At 36.1% G+C, this 18,179-nt stretch carries 20 protein-coding genes and 2 pseudogenes; 4 read left to right on the top strand and 18 right to left on the bottom strand.

Features of this window, described 5'->3' with window-relative positions:
* Positions 1 to 253 precede the first annotated feature (253 nt).
* From ABIE66_RS03050 to ABIE66_RS03005, 10 genes are all read right to left on the bottom strand, one after another.
* Entirely contained in the window at positions 254 to 1,051 is a 798-nt protein-coding gene (locus tag ABIE66_RS03050; protein ID WP_289323645.1) for a fumarylacetoacetate hydrolase family protein, read from the bottom strand.
* A gap of 330 nt (positions 1,052 to 1,381) precedes the next feature.
* Positions 1,382 to 2,302 (bottom strand): type I pantothenate kinase, encoded by a 921-nt coding sequence (gene coaA, locus ABIE66_RS03045; RefSeq protein ID WP_289333527.1) that lies wholly within the window; start codon positions 2,300 to 2,302, stop codon positions 1,382 to 1,384.
* A gap of 163 nt (positions 2,303 to 2,465) precedes the next feature.
* Positions 2,466 to 2,759, bottom strand: a complete 294-nt coding sequence (locus tag ABIE66_RS03040; protein WP_289318047.1) for an RNA polymerase alpha subunit C-terminal domain-containing protein — start codon at positions 2,757 to 2,759, stop codon at positions 2,466 to 2,468.
* A gap of 324 nt (positions 2,760 to 3,083) precedes the next feature.
* Positions 3,084 to 3,518 (bottom strand): alanyl-tRNA editing protein, encoded by a 435-nt coding sequence (locus ABIE66_RS03035; protein ID WP_370013813.1) that lies wholly within the window; start codon positions 3,516 to 3,518, stop codon positions 3,084 to 3,086.
* Positions 3,519 to 3,610: 92 nt separating this feature from the next.
* Positions 3,611 to 3,802, bottom strand: coding sequence for an alanine--tRNA ligase-related protein (locus tag ABIE66_RS03030; RefSeq protein WP_370013812.1), 192 nt, complete (start codon positions 3,800 to 3,802; stop codon positions 3,611 to 3,613).
* On the bottom strand, positions 3,771 to 4,847 hold the full coding sequence (locus tag ABIE66_RS03025; RefSeq protein ID WP_370013811.1) for a threonine aldolase family protein: 1,077 nt from the start codon (positions 4,845 to 4,847) through the stop codon (positions 3,771 to 3,773). Before ABIE66_RS03025 ends, ABIE66_RS03030 begins: the two co-directional genes overlap by 32 nt.
* A 1-nt stretch (position 4,848) precedes the next feature.
* Complete coding sequence (locus ABIE66_RS03020) at positions 4,849 to 5,292, bottom strand: MarR family winged helix-turn-helix transcriptional regulator (RefSeq protein ID WP_289323640.1); 444 nt, start codon at positions 5,290 to 5,292, stop codon at positions 4,849 to 4,851.
* 311 nt (positions 5,293 to 5,603) lie between these two features.
* Positions 5,604 to 6,227 carry an FMN-binding negative transcriptional regulator gene (locus tag ABIE66_RS03015; RefSeq protein WP_370013810.1) on the bottom strand — a complete coding sequence of 208 codons (624 nt, stop codon included), beginning with the start codon at positions 6,225 to 6,227 and terminating at the stop codon, positions 5,604 to 5,606.
* A gap of 23 nt (positions 6,228 to 6,250) precedes the next feature.
* Positions 6,251 to 6,769: a spermidine/spermine N(1)-acetyltransferase gene (gene paiA, locus ABIE66_RS03010; protein WP_370013809.1), complete on the bottom strand. Its 519-nt coding sequence runs from the start codon at positions 6,767 to 6,769 to the stop codon at positions 6,251 to 6,253.
* Between the two features lie 25 nt (positions 6,770 to 6,794).
* Positions 6,795 to 7,247 carry a MarR family winged helix-turn-helix transcriptional regulator gene (locus ABIE66_RS03005; RefSeq protein WP_370013808.1) on the bottom strand — a complete coding sequence of 151 codons (453 nt, stop codon included), beginning with the start codon at positions 7,245 to 7,247 and terminating at the stop codon, positions 6,795 to 6,797.
* 116 nt (positions 7,248 to 7,363) lie between these two features.
* On the opposite strand from ABIE66_RS03005, the gene ABIE66_RS03000 reads away from it, so the two are divergent.
* Positions 7,364 to 8,008 (top strand): YczE/YyaS/YitT family protein, encoded by a 645-nt coding sequence (locus ABIE66_RS03000; RefSeq protein ID WP_370013807.1) that lies wholly within the window; start codon positions 7,364 to 7,366, stop codon positions 8,006 to 8,008.
* A 97-nt stretch (positions 8,009 to 8,105) separates the two neighbouring features.
* Here the strand turns inward: ABIE66_RS03000 and ABIE66_RS02995 are convergent, their stop codons facing one another.
* The 7 genes and pseudogenes from ABIE66_RS02995 to azlC form a co-directional block, all read right to left on the bottom strand.
* Positions 8,106 to 8,513: a YbaN family protein gene (locus tag ABIE66_RS02995; RefSeq protein ID WP_289323634.1), complete on the bottom strand. Its 408-nt coding sequence runs from the start codon at positions 8,511 to 8,513 to the stop codon at positions 8,106 to 8,108.
* A gap of 505 nt (positions 8,514 to 9,018) precedes the next feature.
* Positions 9,019 to 10,292: pseudogene (locus tag ABIE66_RS02990) on the bottom strand (IS110 family RNA-guided transposase).
* Between the two features lie 88 nt (positions 10,293 to 10,380).
* Positions 10,381 to 10,518, bottom strand: coding sequence for a hypothetical protein (locus tag ABIE66_RS02985; RefSeq protein WP_370013806.1), 138 nt, complete (start codon positions 10,516 to 10,518; stop codon positions 10,381 to 10,383).
* Positions 10,491 to 10,979, bottom strand: coding sequence for a GNAT family N-acetyltransferase (locus ABIE66_RS02980; protein WP_370013805.1), 489 nt, complete (start codon positions 10,977 to 10,979; stop codon positions 10,491 to 10,493). The genes ABIE66_RS02985 and ABIE66_RS02980 overlap by 28 nt, the downstream gene beginning before the upstream one ends.
* Before the next feature lie 145 nt (positions 10,980 to 11,124).
* Positions 11,125 to 11,580 (bottom strand): PaaI family thioesterase, encoded by a 456-nt coding sequence (locus ABIE66_RS02975; protein WP_289323632.1) that lies wholly within the window; start codon positions 11,578 to 11,580, stop codon positions 11,125 to 11,127.
* Between the two features lie 94 nt (positions 11,581 to 11,674).
* Positions 11,675 to 12,007, bottom strand: coding sequence for a branched-chain amino acid transporter permease (locus ABIE66_RS02970; protein ID WP_289323631.1), 333 nt, complete (start codon positions 12,005 to 12,007; stop codon positions 11,675 to 11,677).
* Positions 12,004 to 12,718: pseudogene (azlC, locus tag ABIE66_RS02965) on the bottom strand (azaleucine resistance protein AzlC). The gene ABIE66_RS02970 and the pseudogene azlC overlap by 4 nt, the downstream one beginning before the upstream one ends.
* 263 nt (positions 12,719 to 12,981) lie before the next feature.
* On the opposite strand from azlC, the gene ABIE66_RS02960 reads away from it, so the two are divergent.
* From ABIE66_RS02960 to ABIE66_RS02950, 3 genes are all read left to right on the top strand, one after another.
* Positions 12,982 to 14,370: an aminotransferase-like domain-containing protein gene (locus tag ABIE66_RS02960; protein ID WP_289323629.1), complete on the top strand. Its 1,389-nt coding sequence runs from the start codon at positions 12,982 to 12,984 to the stop codon at positions 14,368 to 14,370.
* 435 nt (positions 14,371 to 14,805) lie between these two features.
* Positions 14,806 to 16,038 (top strand): IS110 family RNA-guided transposase, encoded by a 1,233-nt coding sequence (locus tag ABIE66_RS02955; protein WP_370013804.1) that lies wholly within the window; start codon positions 14,806 to 14,808, stop codon positions 16,036 to 16,038.
* Between the two features lie 367 nt (positions 16,039 to 16,405).
* Positions 16,406 to 17,122, top strand: coding sequence for a vanadium-dependent haloperoxidase (locus tag ABIE66_RS02950; RefSeq protein WP_370013803.1), 717 nt, complete (start codon positions 16,406 to 16,408; stop codon positions 17,120 to 17,122).
* Between the two features lie 77 nt (positions 17,123 to 17,199).
* On the opposite strand, the gene ABIE66_RS02945 is transcribed toward ABIE66_RS02950, so the two are convergent.
* Positions 17,200 to 18,108 carry a PhzF family isomerase gene (locus ABIE66_RS02945; RefSeq protein ID WP_370013802.1) on the bottom strand — a complete coding sequence of 303 codons (909 nt, stop codon included), beginning with the start codon at positions 18,106 to 18,108 and terminating at the stop codon, positions 17,200 to 17,202.
* Positions 18,109 to 18,179: the final 71 nt, after the last annotated feature.

Raw genomic sequence — 18,179 nt, 5'->3', positions numbered from 1 at the left:
TAAGATGTTTTGATTTTTAATTTTTATTGAAATTCCTTGTTCCAAAAAACTGCCCCGATAGTTGCATAAAGAAAAAGCTGCCTTAGAGACAGCTTTGATCTTCGCTAATGCACCTGATTGTTTAATAAGACTTTGCACATGAGAGTCATCTTAATAACAAACAAAGCGAGATGATGCCCTGTATAATTTACATAAGTCGGCTCATCTATTTATGACTATTTTCTTTTTTGGTTATTAAGAATGCAGGCACGCCCTACTGGACACCATTACACAACCGACCGATATTCTCGACTTCAACAACGACCTCATCCCCCGACTTGATCGGGCAGCTGCCAGATGGTGAACCCGTGGCCAAAATGTCACCTGGCTCCAGAGTCATTACCTGCGAAAGCCAGCTGATTAAATACGGAATGCTTAGAGACATTTCATTGGTATTCCCGTCTTGGACAACGCGGCCGTTTAAAGTGGTCACAATCCGCAAATTGGTAGGATCTACCCCGGTAACGATGCACGGCCCTAAAGGTCCGAACGTATCAAATCCTTTGCCCCGAGTAAACTGTGGATCTTTTTTTGTAAGATCTCTTGCTGTGACGTCATTAAATATCGTGCAACCAAACACATAATCAAGCGCATCTTCTTCTTTAATGTTCTTTCCGCGCTTTCCAATGACCAGGGCCACTTCCCCTTCAAGCTCCACTTGGTTGGTTAGCTCGTTTGGAGGAAGTATAATATTCTCCTTGTCTGAAATAAGCGAAGATAATGGCTTTAAAAATAGAAATGGTTCTACAAGGTTTGCCTCTCCCCCTGTTTCCTTCGCATGACCTGCATATGTCCAGCCGAAATTAACCACTTTAGAAGGTTTTACAGGTTCCAAAATTTTCACGTCACTATATTTCAGCTCTACCCCGTCATACTTTATTTCCTTGTTGACAAGTTCAGCAAAACTGCTAGACAGTTGTAATATTATCTCATCCTCAACAATACCGTAATGTATATTGCCCTGTTGATTTTGATAGCGAACTATTTTTTGTGTTTTTTGTAGTACATGCATGATGAATAAACTCCTTTGATGAATAAGATATGCTTACCTCAGATAATATAAAATCAGGTTCTCCTCTACTATAGTAACATGTCTGTTCTTTTACGTGAAAAAAGAGCTGCGTCGCAACTCCGTCTTCAACTTAAGCACTCTTTACTTTAAGTACATTTCTTCACAATCTATATCTATATTTAATTAACACTATAGAGTATGTCAAGAAGAAGCTTGTTCCAGTAACTCTTCACAGTTATTTCGTATTTGTTCTTTAATTTATAATTACGGTACAAATACCTGTTTCCTTATTCATTGATATAGCATCGACTTGATTATTAACTAAAATTATCATTTTCGCAAATGTATATTTTCAACCTTATGATCTGATCCTTTTTTTAAAACTAGATTGGCCCGTCCTTTTGTCGGAAGTATATTTTCATGTAAATTTTTCAAATTAATTTCTTCCCAAATTTGAGTCGCTAATTTAATGGTATCTTCTTTAGACAAATTAGTGTAACGATGAAAGTACGATTCGGGCCTTTGGAACGCTGTCTTTTGAAGTAGAAGAAACCTTTCAACATACCACCGTTCAATGTCGGGTACGTCTGCATCAACATAGAGTGAAAAATCAAAAAGGTCACTGACGAATACTTGATTTTCTTTGTCAACTTGAAGAACATTAACACCTTCCACTATTAAAATATCTGGATTACAGATGGTCTGGATTTCATTTGGCAAAATATCGTACGTCAAATGTGAGTAGATTGGAACTTCCACTTTATTTTTACCTGCTTTTACATCTCCGATAACATTAATTAGTTTTTGAGTATCATAACTTTCAGGAAACCCTTTTCGTTTCATCAGTCCTTTTTCTTCTAAGAAATCATTTGAGTACAAAAAACCATCTGTAGTGACAAGACCTACGTTTCTATGATTATCCCATCTAGATAATAATGTCTGAAGTAACCTTGCTGTCGTACTCTTTCCTACAGCAACACTCCCTGCAATTCCAATTATATACGGTACTTTTTTTGCATTAGTTTTCAGAAAGGAAGATGTAGCCGTGTTAAGCTGCTGAGAAGCTTCGACATATAAATTAATTAAACGGGTCAAGGGCAAATAAACCTCTTCCACTTCCTGAATGGATATTTCTTCATTTATTCCTTTTAAGTTATCCAATTCTTCTTCAGTTAAAGGAAGAGGAGTATGGTTTCGTAAAGATGCCCACTTTTTTCGATTGAATTCAAAATAGGGAGTATAGGAACTCATGATTTTCATTACCTCACTTTTTAGAGTTTTAACAAGGAGGGTGTCCATAAAATTCAGGAATGATCGATGTTCCTAATCCCTTATTGACGTAATGCCCTTGTGACTTGAGGAAGAACTTGAAATATGCTCAAATGCATTCCTGTAAGTTTACTCATTCTTGTGTTTAATTTTTGAATGATAACCCATTTGTCTCCAAAGCAGCCCTTAGTTTTGGTAAAGAAGCTGGTCCCATACCATGAAATTTCAATATCTCTTTTTCACTATATTTTGTTAGCTGTTGTAAAGAGGTTACCCCATTGTGTTCCAATGCTCGTCTGGCTGGTGCCGAGAGTAATGAAAGAAATCCGTCTTCAGGTTTGCGTTCTTGCTCACAAACCGGGCAGGTCGGACAGTCGCTGGATTTATAGTATTTGTGTCCTTCGTCGCAAGTCCTTAAAGTTTTTTTTGAAATTGTCATTATTAATGTCTCCTTTTCTCTCAAGAAATTTCCCAGCCATACTTTCGTCAACCTGCTCCAATTTCCTTTTACCCTCGTCGGTTTAAGACCAAATTCTATTAAGAATAATTCTATTGCACAATTCATTCGTCACGAATTGTATACTCTTTTTCATTTAGCTTATATATTAACAAACAATTCATTTTAATTAAACAGCTAACCTCTGCCACGACTTTTGCATAACCTTCATTATTAGATTGAGCACCAGTTAATGAAAATACCCTGTCCGATGCTTAAAGATGTTTATATTAGTAAATTTTCGATAAAAAGAAGGGATAGTGGAACTTAATCCAATAGTTTAATTTTAATCCTTTTTTTCGTGGGACCTTTTTGTTGAATCTTCATAATGGAAAAGTCTTTAATTTCATTTGTGTTGTTAACATGGGTTCCGCCACATGCTTGCTCATCAATATCATTTATTTGAACGATTCGAATTTGGTTAAGAGAGGCTGGAAGTAAATTAATGACCGTTTTAATGAACCCATCTTTTTGCTCTGCTTCAGTCCTGCTAATTGTTTTCGCGTAAACATTATGGGGGTGTGCCAGTATCTTCTTTATCGATTGTTCTAATGAATCAAATGGTATTTCACCCATTATTTCAGGAGAAAAAGACAGCTCTAATCTCGCATGATCTTTTTCAATTTGACTGCTTGTAGCTAAAGCATTGTAATGTTGAAATAAATAACCTGAAATGACATGCAATAATGTGTGGTACTTCATATTCTGAAACCGCCAGGACCAGTCAATTTGCATCTCTACTGTTTGATTAATTTCCTGTAATGGACGTTCTAGTTCATGAATTATTTCACCATCTATTTTTTTACTGTTACTATTTTATAGGTTTCATCACCTTGTTTAATAAACCCTCGGTCACAAGGCTGCCCACCGCCACCTGGATAAAAAATCGTTTGATTAAACACAACAAATCGATCTTGTATGGAAACAATATTTGCCGAACATTCTTTTAGATAACTATTCTCTAAATATAACTCTAACGAGGCCATTTTTTTCTCCTTTAGTTGCTTTGATATCCTCTACCAGCATTTCAACATGTTCTTTTTTCGTAGCCCAACTAGTACAAAATCTCACAGCACTGTGTGTAGCATCGACTTTTTCCCAGAAGGAGAATGAATACTTTTTGCCTAATTCCAAAATTACATCTTCCGGTAAAATGGGAAACTGCTGATTCGATGTAGAATCATATCGTAATGAAAATCCATTTTCAACAAACGCTTCTCGAATCATGATTGACATTTCCACGGCATGATTAGAAATTTCATAGTATAAGCCATCTTCAAATAAGGTTTCAAACTGGATTCCCAAAAGTCTTCCTTTAGCCAGTAATCCTCCCTTTTGCTTGATGAAATATCGGAAATCCTTTTTCAGGGCATCATTCATGATGACTACCGCTTCACCAAACATTGCACCAATTTTCGTCCCTCCTATATAGAACACATCACAAAGCCTTGCAATATCCGCCAAGGTTAAATCGCTGTCTATTGAAGCCAAACCATACCCTAATCTAGCGCCTTCCAATACCAATGGCAAACCACATTCGCGGCAAACTTTACTTAATGCTTCCAATTCGGCTTTACTATAAGTCGTTCCATTTTCTGTAGGGTTAGAAATATAAACCAAGCCTGGCTGTACCATATGCTCATGAGTAACATCATTCCAGTGAGCATCATATAATTCTTTCACCTGTTCAGCTTCAATTTTCCCATCATCACTCGGTAAAGTAAGTATTTTATGACCAGTGGCTTCAATAGCTCCTGTTTCATGTACTGCGATATGACCGGTAATTGCAGCCACTGCCCCTTGATGCGGCCGCAAAATTGAAGCGATGATAGTTGTATTCGTTTGTGTTCCTCCTACTAAAAAGTGTATATCGGCATTCGCAGCATCACACTCTTTTCGAATGTAAGCTCTCGCTTTTTCACAGTGTTCATCCACTCCATACCCGGGTGTTTGTTCTTCATTGGTTTCTATTAATCGTTTAAGAATTCGCTTATGAGCACCTTCTGTATAATCATTTTCAAAACGTATCATCCTATATCCTCCCCAAACTATCCAATTTCTTCTGAATGAACATCATAGAAGCATGGATTTCTTTTATATCATTTTGTGATAATCCTTGGAATAACCTCACTATTTGTTCATCGGATTTTTCATTAAGCTGGTTAAAAAGTGTCATCCCTTCAGGAGTCAACTGAATCAGGCTAGTTCTGTTATCCAAGGTCGAGTTTTCCTTCATAACAAGTCCATCTTTACTTAACTTGTTAATTATTCTGCTCATATAGCTGCGATCAATTTCCAGTTTATCAACTAAATTATTTGCTATACACTGCTCCATCAAACCGATTTCTAAAATTACCCGTGCCTCAGTGAAAGAATATCCGGTATCCAAAATATGCTTATCCAATACACCAAGTATATTCGTATAAAATCTATTGAATTGCCGTATATCAGCAATGGTATTTTTATTTATATTCATTGTAGACTTCCTTTTTAGTGGACTTTATCCACTAATACTTTAGTGTGATTAGTGGACTTTGTCAACTTTTTTTAAATAAACTTTGAAGGATCAATCGATACCACTAGTTTGGCCAATTTAAAAAATTCACTTTAGAGCTTGCAACACCTGCTGCAATCAAAAAAGGAGCTGCCGATAAGCAGCCCCAAACGAATTGAACTAACGCACTCTTACTTTAAGTACAATCTTTCATAAATGAAGAGAAGTTGCCAATATGACAGCTCCGTTCCGTTCTTTAATTCTTGCATCTGAGGGTTAAATAAAAATTGGGCTTATATGTGATTTTTCAATCTCTTTTCCATCAGTTCTGCCATTTGTTTCGAATTTGGATTTTCCTCATTTTGTAGCTTATCAATGATGTTAATATAATCCGTTTCAGTTCGGTTCTGACTTAATTTATATGCAGCCTGAATGTCTCCCACCTTAATCTTAAATCCAACTATGCCTTTCAGTTCACTTTCTAAGAGATGAGGAGAAAGTTTATCCCATAAAACAGGATTTTCACGATTTTCTTCATATTTTTCCAGCATTATTGTTAATTCTTCTATTAATTCATCTTTCCCTAAAATGCTTGCTTTACCATATACATGGACGGCTTGATAATTCCATGTTGGAACTTCTTCATGCCCATACCAAGAAGAAGAAATGTAAGCGTTCGATCCCTGAAACATTACAAGCACATCTTCACAGGTTTCAAATGTTCTCCACTGAGGATTTCCATAAGCCAAATGCCCAGTAATATAGTAATCATCACCTTTTTTATTTAACCCCAAAGGCAAATGAGTGGCAATCGGTTTCCCTTGTTCTGTTGTGACAATCGTGCCAAAAGAGTTTTTTTGAACAAAATCCCAAATTTCATCAACATTTTTGACCTTATAATATTTTGGAATATACATAATCATCCACCTTTCAAAAAAAGTTATGTGAGTGTTTTGGTCATTATAAGGTCCATTTGTTCTTCATCACCCATATAAAAGGAGTGGGCTCCAGTTTGAACAAACCCCAGTTTCTTATAAAAAGCAATAGCATTTTCGTTTTTTTCCCATACACCTAACCAGATTTTCTTTTTATTACGGTCCATCGCGATTTCAATAGCTTTATTTAGCAGATATTTACCAAGCCCATGTTTTTGAAATTTTTCCTTTATATAAACCCTCTCGATTTCAAGTGATTCAGCACCCATTTCTTCAGACTGAGCATCATCGGTATTGACCTTTAAATATCCAGCGACTTCATTATTAAAATAAACAAAATAGAATTGCGAAGAAATATTGGATAATTCATTTTCTAATTGTTTTAAGTTAAATGCCCTTTCCAAATAGGCATTCATATTTTCGGGTGAATTCTGATGCTTAAATGTCTCATTAAATGTTTCATAACTAATTACTTGAAGTTTGCGTGAATCTTCAAGGGTACATTTTTTTATATTTAAAGTCATTTAAATATGTCACTCCTTTATATAATCAATAATTTCTCTTGTTTCCCTTTTTTACAAATTCCCAGTCTTTTTCTATATTTTTTCTTACTCTTTGAAGAAGATTGAAAATGGTTTCGATTTCTCTTTCGGAAAGTCCCTCTAATGCAACGATATTGGAATAATCATTTTCTCTTTTTATAAAAGGATAAACATTTTTCCCTTTCTCTGTTGGAGAGAGTTTTTTAATTTTTTTGTTATGTTTATCTTCTTTCTTTTCAATAAAGCCATTAATTTCAAGTTTTTTTATTGCACGAGCTGCTGTTGTTCGATCTACTTTTATCATCTCAGCTAACTTTTCTTGAATGATTCCCGGGTTTTCACATATTCGCACAACGTACAAATACTGCCCTTTTGTAAGGTCATGCTCTTTAAATTCTATATTACTTAAAGAATCCAATGCCCTTGCAATCATTCCTATTTCTCGAAGAATTTCCTTCATAATTAACTCCTTAGTACATATTTTTGTTGCAAATGCAATAAAATAGGCATATATTAAATTTAACTTAACTTTGTTGCGTTTGCAACAAAAAAATAATGATAAAGGGGTCGAGTAAAGTGAAGTATGTTTTTTATGTATTAGGAATTTTAATATTAACGCTTGGTATCTCTTTCACTATACAATCAGACCTTGGAACTTCCCCTTTTGATGCACTTTTAGTAGGACTGTCCATAAATGTGGGGCTTACTGTGGGTAGTTGGGAAATAATAATAGCATTAATATTGATATGTAGTAATTCATTTTTAAAAAGACAAAGACCAGAAGTTTTGGGGTTGTTAACAGCATTTATAACAGGTATTGGTATTGATACGTGGCTTTTTTTATTGCACAATTTGATAACACCTGAACTATGGTACAGCAAAGTTGTTTGTTTTGGAATCGGCTTAGTTCTTGTAGGATTAGGAACTGCAACATATTTACACACAAATTTTGCACCGATTCCAGTTGACCGGTTAACATTAATCATCCAAGAATTAACTAGAACAAATATATTTTTTTCGAGAACATTCATTTACCTCATATTCTTGATAATGGCCATGATTTTAAATGGACCAATTGGCATTGGAACTTTATTAACCGTTTGTTTAGGGGGGCTTATACTTAATTACTTTATGTCATTTACTGAAAAAGTATTAGACCGGATATTAACACACTCTAGTACATCACCAAATTATGATAAAAATAAAAAGCATTCAATATAGAATGCTTTTTATTTTTATTGTTCAACTATCCTGCCCCATTTTAGCACCATAGAAAAAGAGCTGCCGCAGCAACTCTCTTGATGTAAGGACCCGTTACTTAAAAAGCGCTTTGTTTCTTACTTTTTCGGTCAATTGTCTTAATTTTTTTAATGAAATAATAATGTTTGTAGAGGGCGAGCACTACCAATAAGATTTTCACTAATAGGATGTCCACATAAAATACAGAAATTACGATGAAGAAGTCGGCAATTAAATTGATTCTGATTTTCTCTTTTCGAGTCATACCTTTTTTTTGCAGGAATGCTTCAACGTATTTTTCATATAATGAGGTGCTTTTGAACCAGTTTTCAATCGACTTGGAACTTTTAGCAAAACAAAAAGCAGCAAATAAGTAAAACGGACCGCCCGGCAGAACTGGTAACACAGTCCCTGCAATACCAATCACAAGAGATATGGATCCAAGAAGAAAAAATAGGATACTTTTTACCTTTTTAATTGTAATCACCTTTTTATTTATATTCTATTCCCTTATAACGTAAAGAGGAAGTCTAATTGATTCAACATCATTGATTAGTAACTTCCCTTTTTCTTCTTGAACTCCCTCAGTTTGATGCGAATATCTCTCGAATGCTCACTTATTCGCAGGATTTCATACCCCCTGTAATTAGACTTACGGGTAAATGAATTGAGTTCAGATAAGTTAGGCTTCGTGAAGGCATAGTTAAATAAAGGAGTCAGCTACCACTCCACATTTTACCATATAATGTACATCTCCACGCCGCCCCTGGAGGCTTTCCCTCCCATGTCTCAACGGGTCAATTGCCCTCTCATTCCTTCGTCATGCCTATCCAAGGGGTGGAGGCCAGTTATGCTAACCTGATGGGTCACAGTGCCCTTTTGTTTAAGAAACCTGGTACTCGTACATATTTGAAATCCTACGAATAAGACAACATTCAAAATTAAAGTTAACTATTTTGAATGATACATTCTATATAACTAATGTTTTATTTCTATGCTGCTAATGGGATCAATACTTGGACTTTATTTGGACAATAAGACTCGTTTCGTCGTGCTATTCCTACAAAAATCCTTGCTAGTTTACCTATGAGTTTCATGATTGATTTCATTTTCTTTATCTTCTTTACCTTCACATTATGGGAATGGACGGCCTTAAACTCAGGGTTATTCATCACAAGGCTCATAGTTGCTAAGTAGAGGAATCGTCGTAGTCTTGACCTTCCACGCTTTGAAATGACAATCTGACCTTTCCATTTGCCTGAACTTGCTTCAGCTAGATGTAATCCCGCATGCCGTAATAGAGAGTTGCCGGAGAGAAACCACTTAGATCTCCTGATTCACCCAGTATCCCGGCTAATGAAATTTCACTTATTCCTTTAATCATAAGTAGTTTTTTTGCAAATGGGATTTTGTAGAGAACTTCTTTAACTTGTTGTTCAACTCTTTCGAGTTGTTTGACAGCGAGGTCATATTCCTCTAATAATTGTTCTAAATGGAATTTATAAGCATCAAGAGCTTGTCCGGTCCCAATAGAGGATTTTGCTAGATTGATTAGTAATTGAGCCTTCTTGGGTCCTGGTTGTCTTTTCATTAAAGACTTCCAACCCCTCATGACATCTAGTGTTTCTAGTGAAGATATTTCATCCGGTGTAGGAAATAAACGAAGGGTTGCGATCGCCCCTTTGCACGTTACATCTTTAAACACTTGTCTGAGTTCAGGAAAGACCACATCCACCCATCGATTTACTTGATTAATAGACATCACGAGACGTTTAACAATCACATCACGATTAGACATTAGAACTCTAAGCTTCTCAAATGATTCTGATGATGGGCGAATAAAGGAATAGTAGCCGTTTTTGACCATATCCGCGATAACGAGCGCATCTTTTTTATCACTCTTAGATTGGGTATTATCACGATTCTCTTTATTCCTTTTTACTAAGTGGGGATTGACTGTTACAACCTCAATGTTTTGGTTATATAACCATTTTGAAAGGTTAATCCAGTAATGGCCTGTTGGCTCCATACCTACTATTGCTGCATCTAAGTTTTTTAATCTTTTTAAATCATGAATCCATTTTAATAGTTTAAGGAACCCCTCTTCATTATTTTCAAATGTAAGAGGGTCTCCAACTACAATTCCACGGAAGTTAACTGCTCTTGCAACGTGTAGTTGTTGAGCGATATCCACACCAACAATAAGGTGTGTATCGGAAATTCTTTCTATTAGTTGATTTTGTTTGTCTTGCATTTTAAAATTCATAGTAGGGCTTCCTCCTTAAGATTCTGAGTTAGATTGGACTCTATACTCATATCTTACTGAGGGGCTCTATTTTTTTCAAACCTGATATTTAACGATCTACAGGAATGCTAACCTGCCCCGTTAGTGCCATAAAGAAAGAGCTGACTTTAAAACAGCTCCGATCTTCAGCTAACGCACCCGATAGTTTAATAATCTCATTTAAATTCGGAAGGATTGAACCAAACATTCTTCATCATCGACAATTTTCTTTTTTTCTTCAAACTCTATATTCAGCGCACTAAAAACCCTTCTCCAAAATATAACAGCAGGAATATTCTTAGCTAATTCAACAATATAGTAACTACCCTTTTTTTGTTTAAACAATTCCTTTAATAATGAAATTGCAATACCTTTTCTTCTATATTTTTTCAACATAAAAATATCATTAATACTGTAATCACAGTCCTTTTTTAAAAATGGCCTTTCTAAAAGTAATAAAAACCCTACAATTGTCTTATCTTTTTTTAAATAATATGGTGTTAACCCTTCTTCCTTCCAAATTAATTCAAATGAATCAAATTCAAATGAACCATCTGTTGATATGTCTAAACCATCGGTATACTCTGAAAGGTCATGTAAATAAAGGGAATATAAATTCTGAAGAATATGCTTTTCATCATTGGAAATGGGGTTTAATGAAACAGTCATTGTTATACCTCTTTTACAATTAATTGAATTCTCACTTAATTTATTTCTACATGAATTTCATTTGTCCTTCTTAACTAACTCCCCGATAGTTGCATAAAGAAAAAGCTGCCTTAAAGACAGCTCTGATCAATAACTATTAGACTACTTAATCTTGTTCATCAAGTTCAATAAAATAATGATCCTTACGATATGACACTGCCTCCATGGTTGCTATCAGGTTTTGCTCATGCAAAACGTCTATTCGATAAAATCCTGTCCGATAGTTTCGTTTAACTTCCGTTGCACGGGCTACTATCTTATCTCCGGGTTTAGCTGATTCAATAAACTGGATTGTTGTCGAGAGTCCTAAGGATGTTTTTCCATATGCATTACAGGCTACCGAAAAAGCATGATCTGCTAAAGCATAAATAACTGCCCCGTGTACAGTTCCATATGCATTTACCATATGGCTTTGCACTTCTAATGTTGCTTCTGCAGAACCTGCCTCGAATTTTGTTAACTGAATGCCTAAAGACTGAGCATACGGATCGTTTTTTACTTGCTCATGAATTTGTTCATAGTGTTTTTCATAAATTTGATACTCATCAATTTTCTTTTTCACTATTACCTGCCCCTTTGATTGAATATTTTACTCCCCCACCATTGAAATAAGAAATGGAAATACGAGATGGAACAAGTCAGTACCAATATAATTTTCAAAAAACCAATTGAACCAACATCATGTAGACAATCGTTCCCCCTGCTATGGAAAGGAGCATCATTTTCTTCCAAAAGTGAAGCAGGGCAACTATAGCCACCGCAATAAATTCAGGGATGCCGTGACTTCCGGATTGTATGCTCACATCCTTTAAACAATAAATGACCAAAAGCCCAATTACCGCGGATGGCAGTATTTTACCGAGATACTGAACATACTTCGGTGTGGGTTTACCGGATGGGAAAACGATGAATGGAAGAAACCTTGTAAGCATTGTGCCTAAAACAACCATCGCAATTGTAATGATTTGCTGTGTTAAATCCATTGTCATATGGCCTTGACCTCAACTTTCTCTAATGGCTTTCTAAGTAAGGTGAGTACCCCTAAAATTGCAAACATAGCAGGGATGATGAAATTGTTTCCACCAAAAATAATAAGGCAGACAGCTGACAGCCCAAGCCCTGCGAGAGCACTATGATGGTTTTTCTCTTTCATCCATTGTTCAATGAAAATGACAACAAAGAGAGCCGTCATAACAAAATCGAGTCCTTCTGTGTTGAACTTAACAAGTGATCCAAAGATGCCACCTATCGCTGCTCCTATGACCCAATAGACATGATTAAGCAGTGTTACAAATGTCATAAACCAGCCCTTGTCTACATTCTGCGGAATATCAACCGTACAATTGATGGAAAAAGACTCATCGCAAAGCCCATAAATCAGATACAGCTTTTTCTTCCCGGTCCCTCTATACTTATCAAGCATGGAAATGCCATAAAACAAATGTCGTGCATTCACCATTAAAGTTAGAAAAAGGGCGTTAATCGGATTGAATGCGACAAGCAATAAATTGGCTGCAATAAACTCCATTGATCCTGCAAATATTGTTAGACTCATCAAGATTGGGTAAATCGCACTGAAACCTAATGAATTCATATAGATTCCATAAGCTATTCCCAAAAATAGAAACCCTGCAAAAATGGGGGACTGTATATGGAAAAGCCGAACGAAATGCCATCCATATTTGTTTTCTTTTTTTCATATGATCCACATCCTGAACTACTGATTTGATACTAAATTTAACATACAAAATCCATACAAAAAATAAGATAATTGTATGGATTACAATTATCTTCAAATTAATAAAAGCCCCTATTTTGATGAAATGGAGGCTTTATTTGTTCTACTTCTTCTTTATGCAATATGGACTCTTCTAGATTCACATATTTCAAACCATACATTTTATCATTATAATTCCGTACAATAATGATATTATTGTATGGAATACGATAGTAGAGGTGCAGTATGCCAGTAAATTCATTTGACAATTATCCAATGTCTTGGAAACCTGATAAGAAAGCATTAAAGCGTCCTTTTTATAAATCTCTTGCATCATTACTTGAACAAGATATAACAAATGGTTTTTTAGCACCTGGAACAAAGTTACCTCCGCAACGAGAATTGGCAGATTTTCTTGACTTAAACTTTACCACTATTACCCGTGCCTATAAAGTCTGCGAGGTAAAAGGGCTGATTTATGCAGTCACCGGAAGTGGAACCTTTGTCGCTCCTAACGCTGCTCGTTCAATTACCATTTCCAATGATAAAATCACAAACATTATTGATTTTGGTTTAGTAGCCTCTTTTGAGCAAACGAATGGTATTGTAACAGAGGTTATCCAAAAGGTTGTGGATAAAAAATATTTGGAGCAGCTACTGAATTACAATGATCCGACCGGTATTCCACATCAAAAGACTGCAGGGCTAAACTGGATGAAATCTTTCGGTATTCAAGTAGACCAAGAACATATAGCGATTGTTTCCGGCGCACAAAATGCGTTGGCAATTGCTTTGACTGCGTTGTTTGAGCCTGGTAATCGCATTGCAACCGACTTATACACTTATTCAAACTTTATCGAGTTGGCAAAGATGTTACATATTCAGTTAGTACCCATTCCCGGAGACCAGTTTGGGATGCTGGCAGACGAACTTGAAAAGCAGTGTTGCCAAACAAATATTCACGGCGTTTTTCTGATGCCCTCTTGTAACAATCCAACCACAGTCATGATTTCAGATTTTAGAAAGCAAGAATTAGCTGCGGTCATCCGTAAGCATCGTTTAATTTTGATTGAGGATGATATTCACGCATTTTTGTCGGCTGGTATTATCTCCGATTACCAGCAGCCGATGTTCCATTTGCTTCCGGAACAAAGCGTTTATATTTGTGGCACCTCTAAGTCAATATGTTCTGGATTAAGAGTTGCCTATATGGTCTATGGGGATGCCTTACGCGAGAAAATTTTGCAGGCCATTTTTAACATCAATGTAAAAACCTCTTCTTTTGATGCTGAGGTTATCACAGAGCTTATCCTATCAGGAAAGGCTCATGAAATTGTTTCTCAAAAGAAACAGCTTGCACAAACTGCAAATGATATTTTTTCAGAGTATTTTCCTATAAGAAAGAATGTTGGACATCCTCATAGTTTTTATCGTTGGCTTCCTATTCAAGGGCCTAACGATGCGTTACAGCTGGAAACGGATTTGAAAAGGCACGGCATTCGGGTTTTTCATTCTGATCGTTTTCTAAGCGGGCAGACCACGCCCGATCAGTACTTGCGTATTGCACTTTCTTCTACAAACTCATTTGATGAGTTAAAAATAGGATTAGAAATATTAAAACAGTATCTCGACTGATTCAAAAATTCAATAAATCTTGTAAACCAGTGCATCAGTTTATAGCCGACACCAATATCCTGAAGGTGTCGGCTCTTCAATTATAAAAAATTGTCCTGAACTTAATAATCCTTTTTAAGATGATTTTATGAACCATTCTGCCCCGTTAGCTCCATAAGAAACTCCAATGGCGGCGCTCCTCGCCGCCACCATCTACTACGAAAATCTACACTCAAAAATAGAGTCTAACCCATTAACCCCTTGACGATAATGGATGATAACAATACAACCAGGCTGAGCTTTTTTTGGTGGATCTTAAGGAAGATACCCTGTATAAGAAACTGGTTGTGACAGTATGGAAGAACCATTTAGTGTACTGCTAGTACGTATACAAAATTTTTTGTAACAAATCTCCTGTCATATGTATTGTTAATCTTTTTTTGAGGTGATTCTCCTATGGAAGCAATGATTGAACGGTGTGCTGGCCTAGATGTACACCAAGAAACAGTAGTAGCCTGTGTATTATTTGGTCCATTAGATAAAAAGCCAAAAATCTCTATTGAAACGTTTTCGACTACAACAACAGGACTCTTGGCTTTAAGTGATTGGTTAACTACCCTTCAGGTATCCGATGTTGTGATGGAAAGTACCGGAGTCTACTGGAAACCAATATGGAATATACTCGAAGGATCTTTTCACCTTGTTCTGGCCAATGCCAGGCATGTCAAAAATGTTCCAGGGCGTAAAACTGATGTAAAAGATGCCGAATGGCTTGCCAAGCTTCTAAGATGCGGACTTATTGAAAGCAATTTTGTCCCACCAGAGGATATTCGTGATTTACGAGATCTTACTCGTTATCGAAAAAAATTGATTCATCATCGCACATCAGAGCAGAATCGCATTCACAAAATTCTTCAAGATGCTAATATCAAGCTAACATCCGTTCTATCAGACATTTTTGGTGTATCGGGACGCCGTATACTTGAAGCCATTCTAAACGGTGAAAAAATAGAGACCGATGGTCTTCGAAAAATGGTGGATTGGCGAACAAAAGCAAGTATTACTGACATTGCCCATGCAATTAATGGCCGTATTCGCCGTCATCATCGTGATATGTTGCGTTACCATTGGGAGCATATGGGTTATTTAGAAGAAACCATAGAAGAATTAGAAAAACAAATTGATCAACTCCTGTCCCCTTATCGTAAGGAAGTAGAATTATTGGATGGTATACCTGGTGTGAACAAAGCTGCGGCAGCTACTTTTATTGCGGAGATGGGTGTTGATATGTCCGTATTTAAGTCAGCTAAACATCTTGCCTCTTGGGCTGGTGTGAGTCCTGGAAATTACGAAAGTGCTGGTAAAAAAAAAACGAGTAAAACCACACAAGGAAATAAAGCTTTAAAAACGATGGCCGTAGAATGTGTATTAGCGACATCAAGGCAAAATAATCGAATTGCTTCACATCGAAAAAGGATTACCAAACGACAGGGAAAAATGAAGGGACGAATCGCTTCTGCCCATTTACTAGTAACGATTGCTTACAACATCTTAAAAACAGGAGAACCTTATCATGAACTAGGCTCAAATTACCTTGAAGAAAAACAAAACAACAAAGAATTAAAAATGATCGAATACCTAAAAAAGAAAGGCTATACAATTGCTCCATCTGAACAACAAACTGCATAACCAGTTAAAATAACGCAATAGTACATTTACCCCCATCAAAAAAATAATGAGAATATGGAGGGTTTATTTTAGCATGGCTTTTTTACTAATGTATTTTCATACAAAAAAGCTGTCTCAGCAACCTTCCTTTTTAAAGCTTAATGAAGGAAGAAAATTAATTGTAACAACGTATTATTCATTAACCTTTTTTGTCTTAGTATCAATTAAAATCCCATAAGAATCTTCAAATAACGGACCTATAACTTGTTGTCTTAATAAATATATGTTTTGAAATTTTCCCCTAATAGATATGAGGGCAATAAATGGTCATATTTAATTACTCTTAATCATAAGGAACAAGGAGAACTTTTATTAAGGGGTGGTCTTTATGCGGACAAATTACAGAAGATGGACAGAGTATCCTTATGCAGGGGAGAGTATCCCACCTAAAGGTTCTCCAGAGGCAGGATTTTGGCCGATGTTTTTTATTTCAAGGGGAAGAGATAATGTTTTCCTAGACCCTTTTCATCAACGTTTTAATTGGAGAATTAAAAATCCTGAAGGTATTGATTGGGAAACTGAGTTATTGATTGTAGAGCAGACATTAAATTCATTGACTCCTCAGAAAATACAAATCGCCCAATATTGGGGAACAGGTGAATTAACCGAGAAAATCAACACCATACTTTTCAGTTTAGCTGGAAAGTATAAGCTGGGATCACCGAATGTTGCCAGGGTGCTAGGATATTTAAACGCTGCTTTAAATGATACATTTGTTATAACCTGGTTTTTTAAATATCATTGGGATGTTGCGCGTCCAAATCAATATGACAGAAATCTTACTACTGTGTTGATTACCCCTCGTTTTCCAGCTTATCCTTCTGCACATGCTACTGTGGCGGGATCTGCAGAGGTAATATTAAGTTATATTTTCCCTCGAGAGTCATCCGAAATAAAAAAAGTAATGGAAGAAAGTGCTCAATCCCGTTTGTACGCTGGCGTACATTTTAACGTAGATAACAATGAAGGCTTAAGTTTAGGCAGACAAATTGGAGAGGTAGTTGTAAGTCTATTAAGGACACAAAATCTAAACACGCTTCAATAATATTTAAATGGTTCAGGTAAAGCTAACCTGAACCATTTAACGACAACTTCGAACTTAAGCTACCGCACCTTGAATGGCTAATCAAGTAATAACTCGGACTTAAACACGATTACAGCATTTCCCGCAATCCTTACTTCCTCTGGCTCCTGATTACAAATTTTCACTTGAACATCAATGATACCCGCCCGTTTTATAGCTTCGCCCTGCACTGCTTTAAAACTGAATAAAGAATTATCATGTTTGACAAGTCCATGGTGTATTAAGTATGCGCCTAAAGGACCGTTCGCATTACCCGTAACAGGGTCTTCGTTAATACCAATTGCAGGAGCAAACATTCTTCCATGAATTAAAATATCCGAGTCGGGAGCATTCATCGTAAAAACATAGAAACCATTGCAATTAATTAATCCACTGACTTTTGTAAGTAGATCCATATTAGGGTCTAATTGGTGAAGAAGTTCCGAACTCTTAATTCCAATCATCACCTTGGAATGCCCGGTAGAAACGATTTGTACTGGACAATCTTCTAATAAATCATTTTCACTAATATTGAGAGCCGTTAATATGTTTTCCAAAGCTATACCATCAATCACCGTTTCAAAACTAATACTACCCTGCGTCATTATAATTTTGTAATCATTATCTTCATTAATCACATCGACTGGTAAAATGCCGGCACCGGTTTTATGATAAACTTTAACTGTATTTAAACTATTTTCAACTGCACGAGCATAGTGGGCCGCAATCGTCGCATGTCCACAGATGGGAACCTCATGTGTAGGCGTAAAAAAACGAATCTGTACATCAGATTCACTATTGTCTGATTTAAAGATAAATGCCGTTTCCGAATTGTTAAGCTCTCTTGCAATCCTCTGCATCTCACCCAAAGATAAGCCATCTGCATTAGTTATTACACCTGCTGGATTACCTGATAATTTTTCTTTCGTAAATGAATCAATTTGATATAATCGGTATTTTCTTGCCATATCATATCCCACCTTTAATATCTTCAATTTCTTGTCCTTTCACTATCTTTAATTCTTATTATAGTAAAAGT

The organism is Peribacillus sp. B2I2 (genome assembly GCF_041261685.1).
Taxonomy (GTDB): domain Bacteria; phylum Bacillota; class Bacilli; order Bacillales; family DSM-1321; genus Peribacillus.
This window is presented reverse-complemented; position numbering and strand designations above follow the sequence as displayed.